12 protein-coding genes and 1 pseudogene are annotated in these 23,927 nt (G+C 37.2%); 11 read left to right on the forward strand and 2 right to left on the reverse strand.

Annotation, left to right across the window (positions count from 1 at the left end):
- Positions 1-99 precede the first annotated feature (99 nt).
- The gene (locus GCQ56_RS08075; RefSeq protein WP_152733956.1) at positions 100-3,660 is read right to left on the reverse strand and encodes an AAA family ATPase; all 3,561 of its coding nucleotides are present in this window, start codon (positions 3,658-3,660) and stop codon (positions 100-102) included.
- An 18-nt stretch (positions 3,661-3,678) separates the two neighbouring features.
- On the reverse strand, positions 3,679-4,893 hold the full coding sequence (locus GCQ56_RS08080) for an exonuclease SbcCD subunit D C-terminal domain-containing protein (protein ID WP_152733957.1): 1,215 nt from the start codon (positions 4,891-4,893) through the stop codon (positions 3,679-3,681).
- A gap of 688 nt (positions 4,894-5,581) precedes the next feature.
- Here GCQ56_RS08080 and GCQ56_RS20265 point away from each other — a divergent pair.
- The 11 genes and pseudogenes from GCQ56_RS20265 (at position 5,582) to GCQ56_RS08135 (ending at position 23,918) form a co-directional block, all read left to right on the forward strand.
- On the forward strand, positions 5,582-6,349 hold the full coding sequence (locus tag GCQ56_RS20265) for a hypothetical protein (protein ID WP_193323742.1): 768 nt from the start codon (positions 5,582-5,584) through the stop codon (positions 6,347-6,349).
- A 227-nt stretch (positions 6,350-6,576) separates the two neighbouring features.
- Positions 6,577-6,984, forward strand: coding sequence for an SHOCT domain-containing protein (locus GCQ56_RS08090; protein ID WP_227006027.1), 408 nt, complete (start codon positions 6,577-6,579; stop codon positions 6,982-6,984).
- Positions 6,985-7,730: 746 nt separating this feature from the next.
- On the forward strand, positions 7,731-8,939 hold the full coding sequence (locus tag GCQ56_RS08095) for an anaerobic sulfatase maturase (protein WP_152733958.1): 1,209 nt from the start codon (positions 7,731-7,733) through the stop codon (positions 8,937-8,939).
- A gap of 120 nt (positions 8,940-9,059) precedes the next feature.
- Positions 9,060-9,233, forward strand: a pseudogene (locus GCQ56_RS08100) (SUMF1/EgtB/PvdO family nonheme iron enzyme); the annotation flags it as partial.
- Between the two features lie 576 nt (positions 9,234-9,809).
- Positions 9,810-12,455: a two-component regulator propeller domain-containing protein gene (locus GCQ56_RS08105; protein ID WP_152733959.1), complete on the forward strand. Its 2,646-nt coding sequence runs from the start codon at positions 9,810-9,812 to the stop codon at positions 12,453-12,455.
- Positions 12,456-12,787: 332 nt separating this feature from the next.
- Positions 12,788-15,871 (forward strand): TonB-dependent receptor, encoded by a 3,084-nt coding sequence (locus tag GCQ56_RS08110; RefSeq protein WP_193323743.1) that lies wholly within the window; start codon positions 12,788-12,790, stop codon positions 15,869-15,871.
- Between the two features lie 35 nt (positions 15,872-15,906).
- Positions 15,907-17,541, forward strand: a complete 1,635-nt coding sequence (locus GCQ56_RS08115) for a RagB/SusD family nutrient uptake outer membrane protein (protein WP_193323744.1) — start codon at positions 15,907-15,909, stop codon at positions 17,539-17,541.
- A 268-nt stretch (positions 17,542-17,809) separates the two neighbouring features.
- Positions 17,810-20,191: a hypothetical protein gene (locus tag GCQ56_RS08120; RefSeq protein WP_152733962.1), complete on the forward strand. Its 2,382-nt coding sequence runs from the start codon at positions 17,810-17,812 to the stop codon at positions 20,189-20,191.
- A 9-nt stretch (positions 20,192-20,200) separates the two neighbouring features.
- Positions 20,201-22,150 carry a glycoside hydrolase family 97 protein gene (locus GCQ56_RS08125; RefSeq protein WP_227006029.1) on the forward strand — a complete coding sequence of 650 codons (1,950 nt, stop codon included), beginning with the start codon at positions 20,201-20,203 and terminating at the stop codon, positions 22,148-22,150.
- A gap of 9 nt (positions 22,151-22,159) precedes the next feature.
- Positions 22,160-22,288, forward strand: coding sequence for an RtcB family protein (locus tag GCQ56_RS08130; protein WP_299993476.1), 129 nt, complete (start codon positions 22,160-22,162; stop codon positions 22,286-22,288).
- 307 nt (positions 22,289-22,595) lie between these two features.
- Positions 22,596-23,918: a hypothetical protein gene (locus GCQ56_RS08135; RefSeq protein ID WP_152733964.1), complete on the forward strand. Its 1,323-nt coding sequence runs from the start codon at positions 22,596-22,598 to the stop codon at positions 23,916-23,918.
- The last annotated feature ends 9 nt before the right edge of the window (positions 23,919-23,927 follow it).

Below are 23,927 nucleotides of genomic sequence, written 5' to 3' on the forward strand. Positions count from 1 at the left end.
GACTAATATATAATAAAATCCTCCTTTTTAAGGAGGATTTTTTGTTAAGCGCCAATTCTATTGGGCAGAAGCGATTTTGTAAAATATCTATAATAGCTCTTAATGAATCTCAATATGACTGTTACCCGAATTGTCTTTTACCAATTCAATTTGAGTGTTAATGCGCTCTTTTAAGGCTTCAACATGACTAATAACACCAATAGTTCTATTGCTCTCGGCTTGAAGACGCTCCAAAGTACCTAGAGCAAGTTCCAAAGTCACCTGATCTAAACTCCCAAAGCCTTCATCAATAAAGAGGGTTTCCAATTGGGTATTTTGTCCGGCAAGATCCGATAATCCCAAAGCAAGCGCCAAAGAGATTAGGAAGCTCTCGCCACCAGATAGGGTACGAACCGATCTTTCCTCGTTGCCTTGCAGGGTATCAACCACAAACAAATCTTCGTTTTGTTGTGCATTGTATTTTAACAGGTAGCGTTTGTCCAGCTTCATCAGATGCAGATTGGCTAAACTCAACATTTGCTGAAGGGTAAGTTCTTGTGCGAATTTACTGTATTTATTACCCGTTGCATCACCAATTAAATCGTTCAGATTTGCCCAGCGCTTTACCTCTTTTCTCTGTAGTTCCAATTCTTTCAACATGCCTCCAGCTCTTTTACGATTCTCTTGATCTTGTTTTAACTGTTGATCAATGGCACCAATGTTTTTATTGATTTCTCCCAATAGTGCATCCTCTTGCTTTTCTTGTTCCAGGAGCTCTTCTCTAGGAATATCCGTAAGTTTCAATTTGATCTTAGCAAGTGCTTCCCATAGGTCATTTTTACTTTGCTTCAGACTAGTTTCTCTTTTCTGAAAAGAATCATTCGTATTCTTAAATTCTTCAGCTTTTACCTCCGGGAGAATAGCTTTTAAAGCTTCTTCCAAACTCTCAAACTGTCTTTCCTGAACAAGAACAAGCAATCGTTCCAAATCTTTATTGTATTGCTTTTCCAATTCGCCTATCTGCTTACCATTCTTCTTTACGAGCTCTTCCAAGTTAACGAGTTTCTGTTTCGTACTTACTTCTTTTTCCGAATTATTTTGTTTTTGTTGAACTGCCTTCTCTAATTTCTCATCGATCTTAGTCTGCTCTTCAAGCGGAGACTTATCGCTTAACAAGTGTTTGCGCTCTTTTTCAATAGAAGAATTATTAGCTGTCAATTTATTCAAGTTGGCAGTTTTTTCTTCTATTTCTTTATTCATATTCTTAATGTTATCTGTTCCTGCTTTTATCAGCTCAGTTAATTGCAATATTCTCTTGTCTTGTTGAAGTAAGTCTTCCTTTTTTCCCAGATAGAGAAGGTGAAGTCGTTTCAATTCTTCTAATTTTGACTTCAGATTAGCTTTTCCTTCGGTATATCGAGAGAATTTTGACAATTGAAGTTCACTTTGTTTTTGAGCTTCTGCAATTTGTTTCACCTTATCCAAAAGGGGAGAGAGTATTTGTAAATTCTGAATCAACTTCTCTTTGATATCAAAGAATTTTGTATAAGTGTCTATCTCTTTTACCAGAATATTCTGTTTCTCAACAAGCTCTTTTAAATCATTTTCATTTTGAATAGCCAGTTCAATTTTATTTTTGCCTACTTCTGCCTCAAAAGCATTTGCAGTAGCCTCTAGATTTTGCATAAGGATTTTCAGTCGATCCTCCATGTTTTTGCCATCAGCATTCAGTCGAACCAATTCCTTCTGTTTGCTATCCATATCCGATTGGAGCTCTTTAAGCTCTTTGTGCACCTGAACTTGCTCTTTCTGACTCTCTTCGCCCTTGTTTTCGTAGCTCTCTACATAAGGATGATGTGTAGAACCACACAAGGGACATGCTTGATTGGGAATTAATTGCTGACGTTTGTCTTCCAGTGAGGATTCCAATTGCAGACGCTGAATTCGTAAACTTATTTCTTCCTCTTTAAGCTGCAGAACTTTTAGTTTCGACCCCTGTTCTTTTACAATTTCTCCGATACTAGCAACGGATTGAGTAATGACCTTCAATTTTTCGCTCAACTCTTTGCTTTCCTTTTTATCCTTTAAATAGGTGGTTTGTAAAACCACCAACTGTTCAAGGCTCTTACTTCTTTTAGTATTCAGATCAGTGACTTGTTTCAGCTCTTCACGATTGCTGAAATTTGCATTCTCAAGATCTTTTTCTAGCGGTATCAGCTTGCTTTTAGAATCATTAATCTCTAATTCCAGAACCTCAATCTTTTGAGACCAGTTGCTGCCCTTAAGTATTTGATTGTATACTTCTGTATTTTTTAATCTTTGAGCATCTTCCTCTAATTTCGAGTATGTACTTTTCACTTGATCAACCTGGTTATGCACCAGTGGCAGTATGGCTGGAACTTCTTCAAGAACCTTATGGGTTTCCATCCATTTCTCAATTTCAGTTTTTGTATTCGTGCAAGTTTTAAAATCACTCGTGAATTGATCCTGTTTGCCTTTTAGCTTTTCATTGGAAAGAACAGACTTGTCTAATTCTACTTTATGCTGCTTGAGCTGTTCTTTCAGATTAATCAATTGCTCATCTAAAAGAGTCACTTTGTTGAGAATAGGCAACATCTCCCTGCGTTCTTTGCTTACCAATTTTTCATTCTCAACAGAAACACTTAATTCTTTCTCGATCTGCTCAAGTTCTTTCTTTCTAACTTCAATCTGAGTAATGTGCTCTTCTTGATCTTTTTTAAGCTGTGCAATTTGCTGTTTTTGTTGAATGTTTTGCTGCAGATCTCCTTTTATATGAATCAGCTTATTGTGCTTTTCCAATTGTTGCAAGTGGGGAACAAAAGCTTGAATCTCTTTTCGAAGGCTTTCTTCATCCTTACTATTTTTTTCAAGTGATTGAGCGATGGTCAATTCTTGCTTTCGAATCTCAACCTGTTCCTTTGTGGTTTTAACCTGTTTCTCAAGCTTTTCGAGTTCTACCTTTAAAGTCTTACTTCTCTCTTCAATAGATTCCTTCTCTTCCGGATTGAGCAATTCAATGCCTTGCATTTTATTGTCAATGGCAGTAATCAGAGCTTCTTGCTCCCTTAGCTTGGTAAAGGCAGCCCTTCCAATTTGGCGGTAAATCTCAGTCCCGGTTATCTTTTCCAATAACTCGGAACGTTCGTTGGCATTTGCTTTCAGAAATTTAGCAAATTCACCCTGCGATAAAACAATCGACTTTATAAATTGATCGTAGTTCAAGCCAGTTATATCAGCATTATAGCCAGGTACCAATCGTTTCGCTCGTTCCAGAATATCCCATTCACCTTGCTCATTCAATTGAGAGAGCTCCATCTCATAATCACGTAAGTTCTGATTTCGGTTGCGACTAATGCTCCATTTCGAGCGATAACGATTCCCGTTCACCTGATATTCTACTTCGGCATAACAATCCGAGGTGCCACGTGTAATCAGTGTTCCAAAGTTTTCGATATTTCCTTTCGACATTTTCCCACTAAATCGTGGTATCTGATTGTATAAGGCAAGACTAATGGCATCGAAAAGGGTACTCTTACCCGCACCAGTAGGTCCGGTAATGGCAAATAGTCCTGTTTGGCTCAAGGGAGCCTGATTAAAAGGAATAACATGCTCCTCCTTTAAAGAGTTCATGTTTTTTATTCTAAGTTGAGTGATTTTCATGGTATAAGGACTAAAAGCTTATTGTTCTTGTTCATTCATTTCCTGCAACAGTTGCTGATAAGAGTTTTGCAACTCCTCTCTATCTTCAAAATTGGAACGATCCAGGAGCTTTTCGAATACCTCCTGATCTGTCAAATCCTTTAAGGCAACCTGCTCTTCGTATAACTCAGAAACTCCTTTAATTCTATCCTTAAAGCTGATCGATGGTTTAACGATTTCCAAATCGAAATCTCCATCCAGCAGTTCTTTGTATTTCTGTAATAGATTTGGATCGTAGTTTTCTTCCAAGATTTGAATCTCAGCCCAATCGGAATATTCACCTTCAGATTGGTGTTGCTCAAGCTCCTCCAGAACTTTATTCAGGCTACCACTAAATCCGACTAGTTTTCTAAAGGACGGAACCTTTATCGATTCTACCAGCTTGAGTTCATTCTCCATAAATTCAGCCAATACTACTTCTTTCTGATCTTTTCTTTCACTAAAACTTAAGGGAATAGGAGAGCCCGAGTAACGAACTTGCTCCTGATTTGAAATTCGTTGCGGACGATGGATGTGACCAAGGGCAACATAATCAAAGTTTTGAGGAAAAGAATCCCATCTAAACGCAGCCTGATTGCCCATTTGAATGTCTCTTTCGCTATCACTGGTCGATGCTCCTGCCATATACAGATGACCAGTAGCAATTACGGGTAGTTTATGTGTATTGATTTCTTCAAGTCTATCAGCCAACTCCTGGTAATGATTGGCAATCCCCAAACTTGTCGCTTTTACTCTTTCTTCATGACTTTCTCCAGCTACTCCTTTACGGATATCTCTATCACGTAAATAGGGAACAGCACAAACATAGGCAGCCAATTGATCTTTACAGTCTTTAATTTCTATGATTTCATTTTCGATAAGATCCGGAACACCTCCAATTACAGTAATGTCCAATGCATCCAGTAGATTTTTTGGTGCATTCAAAGTACTAACATAGTCATGATTACCACCAGTAATAATTACCTTTCTACACTTACTTTCACGGCATTTGGTTAAGAATCTATAATATTGTTGCAAAGCTGCATTTGATGGATAACCAACATCAAAAATATCACCTGCAATAAGAAGGAGATCAATGTTTCTATCATTTATACATTGTAATAACCAGGCAAAGAATTTTTCGTGTTCATCAAATCTGTCTTTACCATGCAAGCGTTGTCCGATATGCCAATCAGAAGTATGTAATATTCTCATGAATCGATATGTGTTAAGGGAATGTAAATATAGAAAAAGACTAGCTGAATTAAGACATAATATATAAATAGCATTTGCTTTTTATTCAAAAAAAACACGGAGTCTATAGCTAAGCATTAGCAGCTCAAAAAATTACTAAGCACACCACCATTTTTTATCTTCGAACCATCAGCAATGTAATATTTGTCTCACCAATAGATATGAATCCTTAGCAGTAAAATAAAGAGGTTTGGGTGGGAATCGCGTTCTTCAATCGGGACCCATAGATGAAATGAGCGTTAAGAATAAAAATCTGTTTGAGCGATAGCGAGATATTTTTATTTAGTGAATAAATCGTGATGGGTGATTTAGAAAGCGCGCCCTGGATTTTTTGTTTACTTTTTCATCAATAGAAAAAGTAAAAGCCTTGCGGCTAGAGCTTTCTTTGATAAAAATTACACACCTCTATTTTTCACTTTACAACAATCAGTACCGTAATGCTAGCTTATCAAAAGTAGAAACTCTGTGGTCTGAGTAAAACATTAATTTATTAGTACTATATCAGTTATATTAAGTCTATCTTTGCAGCTCAGAACGAAAAAGGTGGTTGAGAAATACACAAAACAAATATATGTTTTGGGTAAGCGATTAAAGGAATACAGTTTATAGGACTGTAATAAAAAGTAGATAATAAATAATTCACGACAATATGAAAGATCTTTCTAAGATAGATAGGATAAATAAAGAAATTGAAGAGTTTTTTAAAGCAAATGATTCACTTACAATAGTACCAGTAAAAAAACTAATGCCGGCATTTATTAAAGCTGGAATATTTGCAAAAGATATCAAAAAGGGATTGCCAATTCGTCTAATATTAAGAGAATTGGACAAGAACAATGAATTGGCTTTAATTCCATATGTTCATGCTGAGAAAAACGGAGAGCATACCTATTGGTATTTTATTCCAGCCAATACAAAAGCTCCGGAAACACCTTACAAACAAGAAAAAAAGAAGCCAGAGAATGATCCTATTGCCATTCGTTTAAATAGCGACGAGACTTATGTAATTGGCTTATGCGATAAGGCTTTGGGACTGACAGCGGATCGACAAAAAAGGTTTGATTTTCTTTTAGGGGATCTGCATAAAAATGGGAAAACTCAAACCTTACTACCAGTAGATGCTTACTACGAAGAATTGCAGTTGGTTATTGAATACAAAGAGATTCAAAATCTAAAACCGATTGCAAGTCAAGAGAAAAGTATTGATGAGGATGAGGAGGAGAGTACAAAAACAGTATCGAGAGACGAGCAACGAAGAATATATGACGAAAGAAGAGCTAAGGTTCTTCCAGAAAATGATATATCCCTGGTAGTTATTTCGTATTCTGATTTTGATTACGACGATAAAAACAAAATAATTCGTGAGGAAAAAAGTGATCTAAAGATCGTACAGGAAGCATTAAAAAACTTTCGTTAGTTGCTATCTGCAGAGCAAATCTTAGCCTCTACGGCATGGATAAGATAAAAGAGTCGAATGGTATGTAACCGTTCGACTCTTTTGTTTTTTGATACAATCAGGATACATAAAAAATACAATATTAATAGTAAAATTTATCCTATTCCATGCCCTAGCTACTGTCACTTCTCAACTATTTTGTTAATTTTGAATCCAAACAAAACTACAGACTATAATTTCGAAATAGAATGGATTCAACAAATATCATAACTTATGGATTGGCTGCAATCGTAGGCTTTTTTGTATTAAGAGCTTTCTATAGAGGCACTCAAGGTAGAAAAATGTTAAAGGAACGGTTGACAAGAGAATACCGTACAGCTCTTAAAGGTCGTGATCGACAAAAAGCACTTAACGCAGGGAGGGCATATTATTCTTTCCATAGAGGCAATAACGAATTGGCACCAATCGACGAGCAATCTATTGCAAACGACATGAAAATGATGCCGTCTGAAAAAGTTACAGTTGAGGTAGAGCCATCTGGTAATACTATCGATCAGTTGGAAAGATTAGCCAAATTAAAAGAGAAAGGAATACTAACTGAAAGTGAATTTCTTGAGCAGAAAGAAAAGATATTGCAAGCTAATACCCAACTATGATCCACTACGAAGACTCCAGATTTAAAATTCCAACACGACTACATTTGTGTCATCTGCGATATAATTATATATCATTAAAAGATACTTTTGGGATGCCAATACAATCATCTCCACTAATCTGGATCAAAGAACCTAAATACTAATAATAAAGTAAATTTCTTTTGGTTCGATCGTTTCGATCTAATGGACAAAATAGTAAAGGAAGGTCAGAAGTAAAAGTGGAAATTACTTATTCAGACCTGTCAGGTTTTGGAAATCTGATAGGTCTTATTGTAAATTTGATATCAAATCTCCAAGTACTCTCAATTTTCATCACTCCAACCTCCTGTTTGTGCAGGTAGGTAAAATTGCCTTTATCATCGAACCATTCTATGCATTCATCTCGCTTTAATTTTGTTGGTTAGAGCTCATAAAGGTCAAATAAGAATTCCAACCATATTCTATTGGATGATCACAAAATCCACATGGCCTCAATTAAGAAGCAAGCTTTTTTATGCCAATTAGCTTCTGTAAAGCCTGTAAATAGTGAAAATGAACTAATATTAGACCTTTTTTGAACGATAAGGTCACCCATAAATAATAGCTTTGTGACTATATTTACCATGACAAATTGTTATTCGGGAAGGAATTCAGATTTTTAGATTCCTTGAATTATAATATAAAGAATATGTACTTCTTCCGATCGTTTTGGAGGGAAGAACAGAGTTTGAGATCTGTTTTCAGACTGTGTAAAAGGAGAATAGAATATGATTAAAAAACCACTAAATTCTGTTTTGGTGAAACCATCAGGTCCGGATTGCAATCTGGATTGTACCTACTGTTTTTATCTTGAAAAGGCAGGGTTGTACCAGCAGAAAAAGGTACATCGCATGGATGATGAAACATTGGAAATACTGATACGCCAGGTTATGGAGCAATCAGGACCTGAAGTGTCCTTTGGCTGGCAGGGAGGAGAGCCCACTTTGATGGGACTTGATTTCTTTAAAAAGGTGATTGACTTGCAGCAGAAGTATGGTAATGGCAAATCGGTTGGCAATGGTTTGCAAACTAATGGTCTTCTATTGAATGAAGAATGGGCTGATTTTCTCAAAGAATACAATTGGTTGGTGGGCATTTCTTTAGATGGACCTCAGCACATTCACGATCATTACAGGCTAACACAATCGGGTAAACCGACTTGGGAGATTGTATCCCGAAATGCAAAGATGTTATTGGATAGAGGCGTTGCAACCAATGTATTGACTTGTTTGACTGATCATTCGGCAGATCATATAGAGGAAATTTACAATTACCATAAGAGTTTGGGCTTTGATTTTATGCAATTCATTCCTATTGTAGAAACAGATAAGGAGAATCAAAAACAAGCAGCATCATTTTCTCTTTCATCCGAAAAATATGGAGAAGTGCTTTGTAAACTTTGGGATTTGTGGACAAAAGATTTTCAAAATGGAATTCCTACCACATCTGTTCGTCATTTCGAATCAGTTTTTCATACTTATGTCGGGATTCCTGCTCCTGAATGTACCTTGCAAAAAGAATGCGGCGTTTACACGGTAATTGAACACAACGGAGATGTGTATGCATGTGATTTCTTTGTGGATCCCAAATGGAGATTGGGTAATATCAAACAGGGAAAACTGATCAATATGCTGAATTCCAAAAAACAACAGCAATTTGGATGCATGAAGGCAAAATTACCAAGAAAATGTAGAAGTTGCAGCTACTTAAAACATTGTTTTGGTGGTTGTACAAAGGATAGAGTTAAAGATCCTAAAGACAATGGAATGCCACGCTTTTGTACCTCTTATAAAATGTTTTTTGCTCATGCTCATACCCAGCTACAGGAAATGGGTAGAAACTGGATGGCCCAGCAAATACAGATGCAGAACGAAATGGAAGCTCAGCAAAGTGGAGGAACTTACAATGCGTTTAATGACTTTGTAAAAAAGGGATAAGGAGGAGATTATGCAGAAAAATACAACCAAGAATATAGGAATTGGAATCCTGATTTTGGGTACTATGATCTTTGCTTCCTGCTAAGGTAAGAGTCGAGCTTCGATCCTCAGGAACCTACCGTTCCCAAGCGTGTGGTTCGTGGCGGTTCTTTCTTGTGCAATGACAGCTACTGTTCCGGTTATCGGGTAGCAGCCCGTATGAAAACAAGCGTTGACACAGGTTTAAGTCATACAGGCTTTCGTTGTTATGAATGGAGAAAAAAATATTGTAGAATAAAACCAATTACATTATAGATTTTCTTATTAATTGCACCTTAAGTGTTGACAAGTGCAAAGAATAATATAGAAAAAGGCTTATACGATTATTTCATCGTATAAGCCTTTTTTGTTTATAACAAGATTCCAATTGTCTATAATAGCACTGGTAACTATTTGATGAAATTAATTAAGATAAACATTAAAGCAATTAATCAATTTAATGGTAAATGACATGCTTAATCAAAAGTAACCTAATATTAGAATGGAAGAAAGAGAATAATCAATTTCAATGCGTTTTATGTTGTTCTTTGATGGATTGTTGCAACAAATTAATTCTTTGGTCAGGAAATACTCTTTTTTGGTCATATTGTGCAAGTGTTAAACCTTTGTTTATGCTTGCTTTACACTTGTGCTAAGATTAGGGTTGGTAGTCTTGATCTTTCATTTTGATCAAATATTACTACTTACTTTTAGGCTTGTGAGCATTTGAGATGAGTCGTAATAGGTCAAAATTATTAAAATTTAGATGCGTTACGGGAGTGGCATTAACAATGTGGGAGATTGTAGGCCACTCTTGTTTTTTCTATCTTTGAATTTTAGGAGAAAATTGAAATGTTAAGAACAATTATCATTTGTATTTATCTATTGACCTGTGGAACTCACCTACAGGCAGAGAATAATTTTCAGAAACTCGCTAAATTTACCACCGAACATGGTATTTCAAATAATACCATACATTCTATTTTTCAGGATTCTTTGGGAAGAATGTGGTTTGGCACTTCTGAAGGGCTGAGTTCATATAATGGAATTGAATTTACCACTCACCCCATTACGGATTCGATAATTGGCTATTCGCTATCTTTTATAGATCAAGTCAACAGAGATCAACTTCTTTTAGGTAGTAGCAATGGCAATTACTTTTATACTATCTCTAGCCAGAAATATCATAAGCTGGATATTTTAGGTGATATCTCCCCAGTAAGCGCTCTTTTTACCATTGGAGGTAAAAACTATTTCAGTACATCATTTGGCATTTATGAATTGGATAGTAAGGAAAGAAAAGGGGCAAAAATACTTGATTTTGGCATTTCATGTAAAAGTATAAGCCCTCAAGGGAAAATGCTATTAGGATCAAAGGATCAAGGGGTTTGGGAAGCCAAACTTGGTACAGATTCTCTCTTGGAACTCGCGCCAATTTATCTTGAGCTAAAAGACGAAAAGGTAAAAGCTATCCGTTTTTTGGAGAATAGTACAGCCGCAATACTTACTGAGAAAGGTCTGCATCTGCTTCGTAATGATAAAATGACATGCATTATAGAAGGTACTTTTTCTTCAATGGAAGTATCTCAACACAATGAGATACTTTTAGGCACTTTTGGTAATTTTATTCAGAAGGTATATAAAGAGGGAGGGCAATGTTCCTTATGCGACTTCATTAGCCGGGATAATGGGATTTTCAATGACTTTTATGATGCGCAAATAAATGTTCTGTTTAAAGATGGCTCAGGATCTTTATGGATTGGAACCAATCGTGCTGGACTGGACCGTATAGACAGAAAACAAATCACTTATAAAAAGTACCAAAGTGATATTCAGGACAAACAACCTGAAGCTGGATATATCAATGCGCTTTTTCAGAACGATAAAGGAAGAATGTGGGTTGGAACTTCAGGCAAGGGCTTATACCTTCTTGATCAGGAAAAAGAAAGACTTGTATCCGTACCAATATTTCAAGGGAATTTAAATGATTTGTATGTAGAAGCAATTTTACAACACGAGGATAAACTCTATGTGGGAACAAGGCATATGGGTATTATCATTGTATCGGGAGCAGGAGAGAAGACCATAAAGACAGTAGCCACAGGACAATTGTTCTCACAACAGGCTGGTTTGGCAAAAAATGACTATATCTATGCGCTAAAAAAGTACAATGAAAAGATGTATATCTGCTCATCGAAAGGAAGTTTTGCTTGTGGATTCAATGGCGAGAACTTTTCTAAATTGGATAGTATACCTTCTATAAATATTGCCCTTGACTCATTGAACAACTTGTGGATTTTGTCATATGGTATGGAACTGTACTTGAACCAGAAAAAATTGGACTTAGGTACAGAAGTTTCGGATTTTCATTTGAATTCCAATGGAGGAATTTGGGCTGCTACAGCTAAAGGTGTTGTATTTATACAATCGGAGCATAGAAAGTCTGAGTTTTATAATCCGGCAGGAAAGGTCATCGAGTTTACTTCACTGAATAAGGATCGGGAAGGCTGTTTCTGGCTGGGATCTCGAATGGGGATTTATCGATTCGATCCGAAAACCAAATTGTTTGCCTCTTATCAAATCGTAGGTGGATCAAAAGCCAATAGTTTTAATCATGCCAAACTGCAGCAAAGCCTGGATGGTGAATTCTATTGGGGTAGCAACGATGGTGTAGTTTCGATTAACCCACAGAAAGGCAATTACCTGCCTATGCCATTGTTCGAAGTAGAGCAAGGATTAAATGAAGATATTTCTGTATTTAAGGTATTTAATTACTCCTACAATCATCAGGATGAAAATGGGATTGCTTATCGCTTTTCGCATGCCGATACAAATTGGAATTATCTGGCAGGAAATCAATTGGAGTTGAATTTTTCCCATCTGGATAAAGGATCTTATCAGATAGATATTACAGCAATTAATGCTGATGGAGTAATGAATGAGGACTACAAATCATTTCAATTTCAAATCAAGTCTTCCTTGAATATTGCCATTTCATTAGGATTACTTTTAATAATTCTACTTGGTGGTATTGTATTCTGGTATTGGAAATCAAGAAGAGCTTATCTTGTTCATATCCAGGAAGAGGAATTGCCTGAAACTCCGGAAGATAAAATGTACAGAGAATGGTCTCAGGATGAGTTCATGCAAAATGCTTTATCTGTAATCGAGGAGTTTCTTTCTGATAATTCTTTCGGAGTGAATGAGTTGTATATTGGGATGCAGATGAGCAAATCAAATTTTTACCGGAAATTGAAGAAATTTACCGACCTATCGCCCAATGAATTAATTCGTTTTGTACGATTGAGAAAATCTGCACAGTTATTAATTGAAGCCAAACAAAGTGTAAACGAAATTGCCTACGAAGTAGGTTTCAATTCACCTTCTTATTTTACCCGATGCTTTAAACAACAATTTGGTTTCGCTCCTTCGGAATACAAAGAGTATTACAACTCTTTTTGTGAAACAAAGATTCAAGCTATCAGCTCCAAAATCTAAATTGATTATTGATCATTTGTGATTTCAGGATTGACAGGAATTGCCTTTACTTCCTCTGGTTAATCCTCAATTCTATCACAATTTTAACTTTTACCCACCTTTTGCCTCAAATCTTTTGCCTTAAATGAAAAATGGTCATTTCGTATCATTTTTTGGTCAGCTTGTACAAGCTATAATGCCCTGTTTTCAGTTGTTTTGAAGATGTCTTAGTAAGACGAATGCTTGTATGAATCATTCGTAAGGATTGAAAAATACAAGTAAAATAAACAGGGATACTCCCACCACCCCTTGTGAAAAACCATTGTTTTAATTTATAACCTATGCAAAAATTTATGAAAAAAATCACAGGAAGTTTGGCAAGGCAAGGCACTTTGCTAAAGAAGAGTTTTTCATGGCTTGTAGGTTTGTGTTGCAGTGTATCATTACTTATGGTAACTCCGGCATATGCTTCATCAGCTTATGAAACTACAAGTGTACAAGAAAATCAGGAAAAACTGCTTACGGGTAACGTGGTAGATAAAAGTGGGGAAGTACTGATTGGAGTAAACATTGTTGTTAAGGGAAGCACCACAGGTACAATTACCGATTTTGACGGTAATTACAAAATAAATGTACCTGATAATGCAGTACTTGTATTCACTTTTATCGGATATCTCAATCAGGAGATTAGAGTAACAAATCAATCTACTATTAATGTAACTCTTGAAGAAGATGTACTTGGATTGGATGAAGTTGTGGTGGTAGGATATGGAACTCAAAAAAAAGCCAATCTTACGGGTTCTGTATCAGCTGTTAAAGGTGATGAAATGGTAAAGAAACCCATGACCGACGCACGACAAGCTCTTCAGGGAGTTTCAACGGGTCTTACCATTGTAGATCGGGGAGGTGTTCCCGGAGAGGAAGACTTGAAGATTAATATACGTGGTATAGGATCCTTATCAGCAGGTACGTATCCATTAATTTTAGTTGATGGTATTGAGATGTCAATGAGTGATGTGAATCCAAATGATATCGAGAGTGTATCCATATTGAAAGATGCTGCATCTTCATCAATATATGGGGCAAAAGCTGCTAATGGTGTAATTTTGATTACTACTAAAAGAGGTGAAAAAGGAGGCTATAAAGTAGATTATAATGGCTATTACGGGTTTCAAACTCCAGCGACCTTACCTGAATTGGTAGGTGCTGAAGATTATTTAAACCTGGTAAATGAGTCGCTGGTAAATGCAGGCATGAGTCCTAAATATTCATCTGAGTACATCCAGAAAACCGTTGCAGGAAACGACCCGGTTAATTACCCATATGTGAATTTATTCGAGGAGCTATTTGAGACAGCACCAGTTTTTAACCAATCGGTTCGAATTAGTGGTGGTAACGAGAAATCAAGAATTGCACTGTCCTTAAATCACATGAAACAAGAAGGGATGCTAAAGAATGTAGAATCGGAACGTTTTGGTTTTCGTTTGAATACAGATTTTCAGGTAAAAGACAACTTTAAGCTAAGAGCTGATGTTTCGTTCAACAGAAGAGACAATGATAGACCAAACAGGCTGAACAGCGCCATTGGTGCAATTGTTGGTACATCCCCGGTTACAGTTTTAAAACATTCCAATGGAGTTTACGGATTAAATAAAGACAATACCAATGCCTTGGCATGTCTGGAAGTAGGAGGAATGAATGAAGAAAACAAAGAAGCTTTAAATTTGAAAATTGGTGCCGATTTGGAAGTGGTGAGTGGATTGACCCTGCGATCGGACCTTTCTTACAAAACAATTAACAACCGATACAAAGAGTATAGGGCGGCTTATGATTTTAGAAATCCTGAAAATCCTGATGAAATTGTTCACAAATGGACCCCAAGTAAATTGGTTGATGGACGATGGAATCAGCAGGAAGTTAATTTTAAGGCTTTACTGGATTACAATAAAAGCTTTGGCGACCATACTTTTCATGTTCTAACTGGTATCGACGTAACCGAGAATAAAGCTTATGTGATAAAAGGAGAAAGAACCAATATTTACAGCGATGACTACGTGGAACTAAATACAGGAGATGCTGAAGGACAAACCAACAAAGGATATCAGGAAGACTGGGCATTGTTTTCTTACCTGGGTAGAGTAAACTACACTTACAAAGGTAAATATTTATTGGAAGGAAATATTCGCTACGATGGTTCATCTCGATTTGCCAAAGGAAATAAGTGGGGCGTTTTTCCATCCTTTTCGGCAGGTTGGCGAATGACCGAAGAAGATTTTATGACATCTCTTGAGTTTGTAGATAACCTGAAATTGAGAGGAAGTTGGGGACAATTGGGAAATCAGAACATTGGATACTATAAGTTTACTTCTACTGTGTATGCCGATTTTCCATACAATTTTAACGATTCAGAAGTAAATGGCTATTCTCAATGGTACTATGCGAATACCGATATAACCTGGGAAACCACCGAAATGATCGATTTTGGTTTTGATTTAACCTTATTTAATAGCAAGCTGGAAATTGTTGCCGACTGGTATCAGAAAGATACAAAAGACGTATTGTTGGTATTGCCGATTTCCTACTTGACTGGTTTGGGTGCATCGGAAACCAATGCCGGAAAAGTTCGCAATACAGGTTGGGAAGTTTCATTGACCCATCGCAATAAAATCAACGATTTCAACTACTCAGTAGGATTCAACATCTCTGATGTGAAAAATGAATTGCTTGATTTCGCAGGGAATGAGCCTTCTATAAGTGGATGGACCATTCTAAAAGAAGGTGAATCGGTGAATTCATTTTACGGATATGAATCCGATGGTTTATTTCAAACACAAGATGAGATCGATAATCATGCTACACAGCCCAATCAATCACAATTAAGACCAGGTGACATTAAATTGGTAGATCAAAATGGCGATGGTGAAATCAACGATGAAGACCGCAAGGTAATAGGTTCTTCTATACCAAGATACAGCGTCGGATTAAACCTGTATATGGAGTACAAGGGTTTTGATTGCTCTGCTTTTATGCAAGGAGTAATGAAAGCTGAAAACTATTTCTACGGAGCACCAAACGAAGGACCGGCTTACGAAATATTCACAACTAAAAGAGTACTGGATAGATGGACTCCTGATAATCCTGATGCTTCTTTCCCAAGACTAGAGGCTGCTTCGAATAAGAACAATTACCTGTACAATGATTTCTGGATCAGGGATGCTTCTTATCTAAGACTGAAAAACCTTCAAATTGGTTATTCATTGCCACAATCAGTCTTGGACAAATGGAAGATTGATAAGCTGAGATTATACATAGGTGGTACCAATTTATTTACCATTACCGATGTTGAATCTGGATTGGACCCTGAAACTTACGACGGAAGACCCAATTACTATCCTCCGGTATCTACTTATACCATGGGTGTTCAACTTCGATTTTAAGAATAAGAATGGATAAAATGAAAAAATACAATCATATGAGAAATAATATAACAGGCTTACTTTGTGCAATACTTTTGGTATTGGCAGGCTGTAGCGATGATTTCCTGGAGCGCTCTCCAAGCGATCAGGTATCTTCAACAAATTTCTTTACACAAGAGAAAGATTTGGTTTATGCTGTGAATGCGGTTTATGCATCAATTGGCTTTAACAGCTGGGAAACTACCTATGGATATTCAACCGATTTACTACGTGTTGAAAATTTAACAGACAATGCTTTGGATCATCATTCGTGGAATGCAGGATATCGATTGGCAGACGGATCAGCCTCTGCATACGACTGGTATGTGGAACACCGCTGGAGAGAGAGATACAGAGGAATTCAAAGAGCCAACAGAATATTTGAGGGTGCCGATGGTGTAACCGATATCCTTACAGAGAAAAAGCTAAGATTATTGGCAGAGGCGAAGTTTCTAAGAGCATATTTCTATTTTGATTTGGTTTATCTGTTTGGGGATGTACCTTTTATAACAAATAGTCTAACGCCTGATGAAGCTGCTGAAAGTACCAGAACAGATAAACAAACGATTTTGAATGCTATGGTTGAAGACTTATCGGCAGCAGCAACCGACCTTCCCGATGTTTATTCCAGTGATGATTTGGGTAGGGTGACCAAAGGTGCAGCAATCTCTTTAAAAGCAAGAATCTTGCTTTATCAGGAAAAATGGGCAGAAGCAGCAAGTGCAGCCAAAGAGGTAATGGATATGAGCATTTACAGCATCTATCCAAGCTATCAGAAAATGTTTACCTACGAAGGAATTAACAATTCGGAGGTGATTTTTGATTTGCAGGAGATGCACGAAAAACAATGGAACTTTACCATGCAAAATTATGGACCCAACTCAACAGGAGGCTGGAGTAGTGGCTGTCCATTGCAATCATTGGTAGATAGCTATGAATGTACTGATGGCAATACCATAGATGTATCACCATTATTCGATCCAAATCAACCCTATGTAAATCGTGATCCTCGATTGACACATTCTATTCTTTATCCTGGTAATGATTGGCGAGGAGGGGTTTTCAATAGTATCCCAGGAGCTACTTATCCGGGTAAGGAAATTGTTTCGGGTGACGATTTAACCGACGGAACAGGAGGACAGTGGAATAAAACTGCCACAGGTTATAACTGGCTGAAATACATCTCTGAAGAAGATATCGATAACGGAGATTATTGGAATGGCGCGATACATTTTATTTTGATTAGGTATGCAGAAATATTGCTAACTTATGCTGAAGCAAAAATTGAGAACGATGATATCGATCAATCAGTTTACGATGCCATAAACGAAGTTCGTCAGCGTCCTGATGTCAACATGCCGCTGATTACTCCAGGAAAAACAAAGGAGCAATTGCGCACAATTGTGCGACGTGAACGTAGAGTAGAGTTGGCTTTTGAAGGTTTGCGATTACTGGATATTCGCAGATGGAAAATTGCAGAACAAGTAATGCCAGGTACACCCGATGGACTTACTTATACTGATCCGATTTCATCAGAAGAGGTAACCCTTTCCTGGGGAGAGCGTAGCTTTAATCCAAATAAACATTACCTGTGGCCAATACCACAGGCAGAAATAGATATTTCTCATTTAGAACAAAATCCTGGATGGTAAAAACAGGTATTCCCGGAGGGGATCTCCGGGAATACTTTACACTTCATTAGCGAACAACCAAATTGGGAGAATGCTAATGATTACAGACAGGTAGTGGGATTGCCGTGGATACAAAAATATAGTCCCGGCAGGAAAAAGAAATGAATATGAAACGAACATGTAATTTCATCATTCTAAAATCCTCAAGCGAGAATGATTAAAATTTATGTGAATTCCTGAATGTATTCAATTCTTTTGAACACTTAAGACATCAAAAAATTTTACACAGATGAAACGAACAATTGTAGCAATGCTCTTCTGCATAATCCTTCAAAATGGAATGGGGCAGGAAAAAGTATTTCCAGGAGCTGATGAAAATACTCCATCCAAAGCACAGTATTTTTCCTGGATCAATAACACCAACGAAGGAGCAACCGAAGAACAAACCCTAATCAATCTCGATTTTTTTCAATGGTTGAACGAAGAGTATGGAATGATTTTAGACATTTATGCATTTGATGCCGGAGCCATTGATGGAAAACGTTTTTACGGAAGTGTACATTCAGATCGCTTTCAAAAGCAGTTTCCAAATGGGTTTGATCCTATGTATGCAAAGGCAAAGACCATGGGCACACGACTTGGTGTTTGGGGAGGACCTGATGGTTTTGGAGATAGTGAGAAGGAAAAACAAGCACGTATCATCCAAATGAGTAATCTCTGTAAAGATTATGAATTTGCTCTTTTTAAATTTGATGCCGTCTGTGGACCCTTGCGTCCTGAAAAAGAAGATGCCTTTATTGAGATGATGAAAGCTTGCAGAACCTACAGCCCCGATCTAATTCTTCTGAATCATCGTTTGGGTCTGAACAAAGGGAAAGCACATGCGACTACCTTTTTGTGGGGAGGTCAGGAAACTTACATTGATGTGTTTACATCCAATTCTACAACTGCGCCACACCATCGGGCAGGTGCACTGGAAAGAGGATTGGTTCCGGGCTTAAAGAGATTAACCGAAGATCATGGTGTTTGCATTTCCTCATGTCTGGATTACTGGGATGACGATTTGATTCTACAGGCTTTTAATCGCAATATGATATTGGCACCAGAGATTTATGGCAATCCTTGGTTACTAAAAGATGCCGAATTCGCCAAGCTGGCAAGAATTTACAATTTGCATCGCAAGTATGGTGAAATTTTGGTGAATGGTATGGTATTACCAGAAGAGAAGTACGGAAAATCAGCAGTTTCAAGAGGTGATGATCAAACAAGGCTGATCACCTTAAGAAATTTGACCTGGGAACCTATTACATATACCATAAAATTGGATCAGGAAATTGGCTTACACACGAGAGATAAAATTGAAGTGCGCCAGTACCATCCTACTGAAAAAATATTGGGATCCTTTCAGAAAGGAAACGAGATAGAAGTGGAGGTAGCGCCCTATCGTTCCTGTTTGATAATGGCAACAGCCAAACCTTGTGATGAACTGGGGATAATAGGAGCAGACTATGAAGTAGTTCGAAATGTTAGCGGGAAACCTGTGATCATAAAAGTACTTGGAATGCCTGGAACGAATGCCAAGATTCAGCTTACCAATGCATCCAATTACAAAAAGGCAAGACTAAATGGCAAATCAAGTGTAACACTGGCAAAAGGCAAAAGCCTTAAGCTTCAGTTTAAAGGTGATGAATTAAAGCAGGATTTACATCGTAAATTGGCTGATTTATCGCAAATAGAAATCCCTGAAGATGCCAATTCATTGTACGAAGCAACATGCTTTGCTGCAGATAACAATGCTTTAGAAGTTCGTTCCTTACAACGATCGGGAGCAAGTAAAATTCCACAGGTTCAGAAAGCGCGTGATGCATTCTTCAATCAATCAGTATTTGTTGACAGGGGGGTATGGGATAAAAATCTCTTCGATGGAAACAGGAATACAGGGTTTTGGCCAAGCAGAAAATACAATATAGATCAAAAAGTAGAGGGCGGATGCTTTCGTCTGGATTTGGGAGAGATTACCGATCTGGATCAGCTTATTATTCGGGTTCCTGATGATTTTTCGTTGCAGCCATTGCTCAGGGACGAAGGGAACTATGCCGAAGTATCAGCCGATCTGAAAAACTGGAAAACGATTACCTACTATGCAGGAGAAGAGATGAGAATCAACATATCAGAACCCATACGATATCTTAGATTGTGGGCTCAGCCAGGGCGAATTGTGGAAATTGAAGGACTTAAAAATGGTCAAAAGCTAGACAGAAGCATATGGAGGGCATCAAACCTATTTGCACATGCAGAAAGAAAAAAAACGGTAAAAGCCTGGGCTACAAAATTCACATTGGATGAAATTGCAGAGGGAAGCTACCTATCTATTGCCATTAATGGTAAACATGGTACAGAAGGAGCTTATGCTGCAGCCAAAATAGATGGAAAATATATAGGCTGCCCCGATAGAAGTGTCTCCTATCCATCAAATACATGGGAGTTTGTCAACTCTAAAAGAGATTCCAATTACACCTACTATATTCCTTTAAATGAACATATGAAAGGGAAGGAGATGGAAGTATTTGTGTTGGGATCTGATAAAGAAAACATAGATGTAAAACCAGAAGTATGGATATCTGCCTACCCGTCGCCATACCAAGAACAATTTATAGAACTTAAAAAATAAACTGGCATCATGACTAGAAAATTAATTTGCCTAATGAGCCTTTGCTTGTGCTTTAACGTATTGTTTGCAAAGGAATACAAACTTCAATCGCCTGATAAAAATACAAGTATAAAAATCCAAATTGGAGGCGATTTGACTTTTAGCCTAAGCTACAAGCAAACTGCTTTACTAAATCCAACAAGTATTGGAATGCAGCTGGAAGATGCAGAATTGGGGATAAATCCAATTGCAATTGAAAAGCAGACCAACACGGTAAACCGAATTGTAAGACCTGAAATTCGGGAAAAATCTGAAACAATTCATGAGCTCTACAATGAGTTAAAACTATCCTTTAAAAAAGGCTTTAATGTGGTATTCAGAGCTTATAATAATGGAATTGCTTATCGTTTTGAAACCAGTTTTCCGCAGGACATCACCGTTAAATCGGAATCAGCTTATTTTCAATTTGCACAGAATAATTTGGTGTACTGGCCAAAGGAAAGAAGCTTTCATTCCAATAACCAGGTGTATTATGATTTTACCTCCTTGGGTGAACTGTCGGCGAAAGATCTGGGCAGCCTACCTGTGCTAATGGACACAGGAAAAGGTGTGAAGTTGGTTATTGGCGAAACCGATTTGGAAGATTACCCAGGCATGTGGTTCAAAGGTGCAGAAGGAAGTTCCCTGGTATCAACTTTTCCCGCTTATCCAAATAAAACAGAGCAGGTAGGCGACAGAGATGTTTTTGTAAGAGATCGTAAGGATTACATCGCCAAAACCAAAGGGACAAGAACTTTTCCCTGGCGCTACATGGCCATCGCTGAAAAAGACGCCGATTTAATCACCAATCAAATATCCTGGCTATTGGCCGATGCTTGCGAACTGGAAGATCATTCATGGATCAAGCCTGGAAAAGTCGCCTGGGACTGGTGGAATGCTAATAATGTGTATGGAGTTAATTTTCGTGCCGGTATCAATACGGAAACCTATAAGTATTACATTGATTTTGCTGCCGATTATGGTTTGGAGTACATCATTCTGGACGAAGGTTGGTACGAACTGGGAGATCTGCTAAAAATCGTCCCTGAAATGGATATGGAGGAACTAAGTAGCTATGCAAAAAAGAAAGGTGTAGGCTTAATTCTTTGGGTAGTATGGAAAACCTTAGACGACCAGTTGGAAGAAGCACTAAATCAGTTCCAAAGGTGGGATATTAAAGGCATAAAGGTCGATTTTATGGACAAGGATGACCAGTGGATGGTGAATTACTATCACAAAATTGCCAGAGAAGCTGCTAAAAGAGAATTGCTTGTTAATTTTCATGGTTCTTATAAACCAGCCGGTTTAAGAAGGAAATTTCCGAATGTAATCACCCGAGAAGGTGTAAACGGGGGAGAACAATACAAGTGGAGCTTGCGACAAACACCGGAACACAATTTAATAACGCCTTTTTCGCGTATGCTAGCTGGTCCAATGGATTATACGCCGGGAGCAATGAACAATGCTCAGAAAAAGAACTACAAACCAATTTTCGATCGACCAATGAGTATGGGGACGCGTTGTCATCAATTGGCTATGTATGTTGCCTACGAGAGTCCTTTGCAAATGCTGTGCGATAATCCTTCCAATTACCGCAAAGAACCAGAATGCATGAAGTTTCTATCGGCAGTACCAAGCGTTTGGGATGAAACCAGAGTGCTGGATGCTAAAATATCCGACTACTTGTTATTAGCCCGACGAAAAGGAAACGACTGGTATGTAGCTGCCATGACGGATTGGGATGCACGTACGCTCAAAGTAGATCTTTCTTTTTTACCGAAAGGGAAACAATATAAAATGTGCATTTATCAGGATGGGATCAATGCGGATCGGAACGCTACAGACTTTAGCATGAAAGAAATTATTGTTGATCACACCTATAAGGGAGAAGTGAAAATGGCAAAAGGAGGAGGTATGGCAGCAATGCTTAAACCTCTATAACTTCATGCCATAAGAGACAAGAAAGACTTGGACGAAGCTAGTGGTGCTTACAAAGACATCGATGTAATCATGGCTAACCAGCAGGATTTGATGAAAATTCTGGTTAAATTGGAGCCACTGGCTGTTGTAAAAGGATAAGGAAGTGCTATTGCACTTCCTTTTTTGCTTTCATACCCGAATAGGATTACATAAAAAACACATTACTACAATTAAAATCCATTCGATTCCATGTTCTAACTACTTTCACTTTTCAAATATTTTGTTAGCTTTGAAGCTGAAATTAGTATCATAAATAAAATTCTATCTTCATTAAAATACTCTCTAGTAAAGTTTAATATTTACTCTTTCAAATTTAATGATAGATAAATTATTATCATTATTTAAAACAGAACCTTTTTAATAATTTGCAAGAATAATTCTAATCCTAAATTAACTATTATAGAAAATGAACAAGTCTTTTCTTCTACTTATCCTCCTAATGATCACATTCTGGGGCTGTAATTCAGATGACGATGAATTTGATCAGGCTGATCCTCCCAAAAAGCTTGAAGTAATAAGTGGAAACAATCAAATTGGATTTCCTGGACATCAATTAACGGATACTATTAAAATTAGAATCGTTCCAAACAAAATTGAGGATTTGAACAAATACTGGCATGAAGTAGACGGTAGTATTTCAAGACTTTCAAGTCAACTTAAAATAGTTGACAATGAAATACATATTAATCTTGTTTGGACTTTAAGGAACTATTTTGATGGAGATCCGAATTTAAAAATTTATTTATTTGGATGTGAAAGACAACAGAAATGGTGGTTATGTGAACCATTGGAAACCATTGTAATAAATGCAAAATTTAAAGGATATTGGGATCTTGTGTTTGAAAATCCAGATAAAAATATTCATAGACCCGGAGATTTTTATGACATACATTTTTCAGATGATAAAAATGGTATAGTGGTTGGAGATTACCATACGAGCTACTTAAAAACCAAGAATGGTGGAGACTCCTGGGAATTTGATAATGTTATAGATAGAAATTTATATCAATTGCATTTTACCGATCCTCTTAATGGAATAGCTATTGGAACTAATAATTATGCTTACTTTACAAGTGATGGGGGACAAAGTTTTCAATTTAGAGATTGGAATCCACCAATTATTGGTCATTTGGGATCTGCAGATTATTTCATGTTAAGTACAGATAACATCCTTAGTGTAGGTAAAGAAGGCAAATTAACAAAATCCATTGATAGTGGTAAAAGCTGGATTACTTATGAGGAATTACCAATTAAAAGTTGGTTTTATTCTCTAGTGAGTCCAGATGGTATTAATTGTTATGCATGTGGTGAATTGGGAAGAATTGTAAAATCCACTGATAGTGGCAATACCTGGGTTCAACAGAATGTTGAAACAAATTACAATTTAAAGGAGATTTGGTTTTGGGACAAGGAGAACGGATTTGCCGGTGGAGATCAGGGATGTTTGGTAAAAACCAAAAACGGAGGGAAAGATTGGAAGCTTATTAAAACTGGAATTACATCCTCAATAATTGGGATATATTTCGCCAATAAGAACACGGGATATCTTGTTTCTGATAAAGGTGAAATTGCAAGGAGTGTGGATGGAGGGTTGAATTGGCGCTTTATATGGTCCGAAAATCAGGATATTTTTAATGTCTACAAATTGAATAAAGTGTATTTTAAAATGCCTTATTTATTTGGGGTAGAGGAGAGTAATGTTTATAGATGTTTTTTAGGTGATGATTAAAAAAAATAA

It is taken from the genome of Marinifilum sp. N1E240 (assembly GCF_009295825.1).
GTDB lineage: Bacteria > Bacteroidota > Bacteroidia > Bacteroidales > Marinifilaceae > Marinifilum_A > Marinifilum_A sediminis.

What these genes read in the sequence shown, in the direction of transcription:
- GCQ56_RS20265 (WP_193323742.1), top strand. Translation starts at nt 5,582, where the DNA reads ATGAAAGATCTTTCTAAGATAGATAGGATAAATAAAGAAATTGAAGAG.
- GCQ56_RS08080 (WP_152733957.1), bottom strand. Translation starts at nt 4,893, where the DNA reads ATGAGAATATTACATACTTCTGATTGGCATATCGGACAACGCTTGCAT.
- GCQ56_RS08135 (WP_152733964.1), top strand. Translation starts at nt 22,596, where the DNA reads ATGAACAAGTCTTTTCTTCTACTTATCCTCCTAATGATCACATTCTGG.
- GCQ56_RS08120 (WP_152733962.1), top strand. Translation starts at nt 17,810, where the DNA reads ATGAAACGAACAATTGTAGCAATGCTCTTCTGCATAATCCTTCAAAAT.
- GCQ56_RS08090 (WP_227006027.1), top strand. Translation starts at nt 6,577, where the DNA reads ATGGATTCAACAAATATCATAACTTATGGATTGGCTGCAATCGTAGGC.
- GCQ56_RS08115 (WP_193323744.1), top strand. Translation starts at nt 15,907, where the DNA reads ATGAGAAATAATATAACAGGCTTACTTTGTGCAATACTTTTGGTATTG.
- GCQ56_RS08110 (WP_193323743.1), top strand. Translation starts at nt 12,788, where the DNA reads ATGAAAAAAATCACAGGAAGTTTGGCAAGGCAAGGCACTTTGCTAAAG.
- GCQ56_RS08125 (WP_227006029.1), top strand. Translation starts at nt 20,201, where the DNA reads ATGACTAGAAAATTAATTTGCCTAATGAGCCTTTGCTTGTGCTTTAAC.
- GCQ56_RS08095 (WP_152733958.1), top strand. Translation starts at nt 7,731, where the DNA reads ATGATTAAAAAACCACTAAATTCTGTTTTGGTGAAACCATCAGGTCCG.
- GCQ56_RS08105 (WP_152733959.1), top strand. Translation starts at nt 9,810, where the DNA reads ATGTTAAGAACAATTATCATTTGTATTTATCTATTGACCTGTGGAACT.
- GCQ56_RS08075 (WP_152733956.1), bottom strand. Translation starts at nt 3,660, where the DNA reads ATGAAAATCACTCAACTTAGAATAAAAAACATGAACTCTTTAAAGGAG.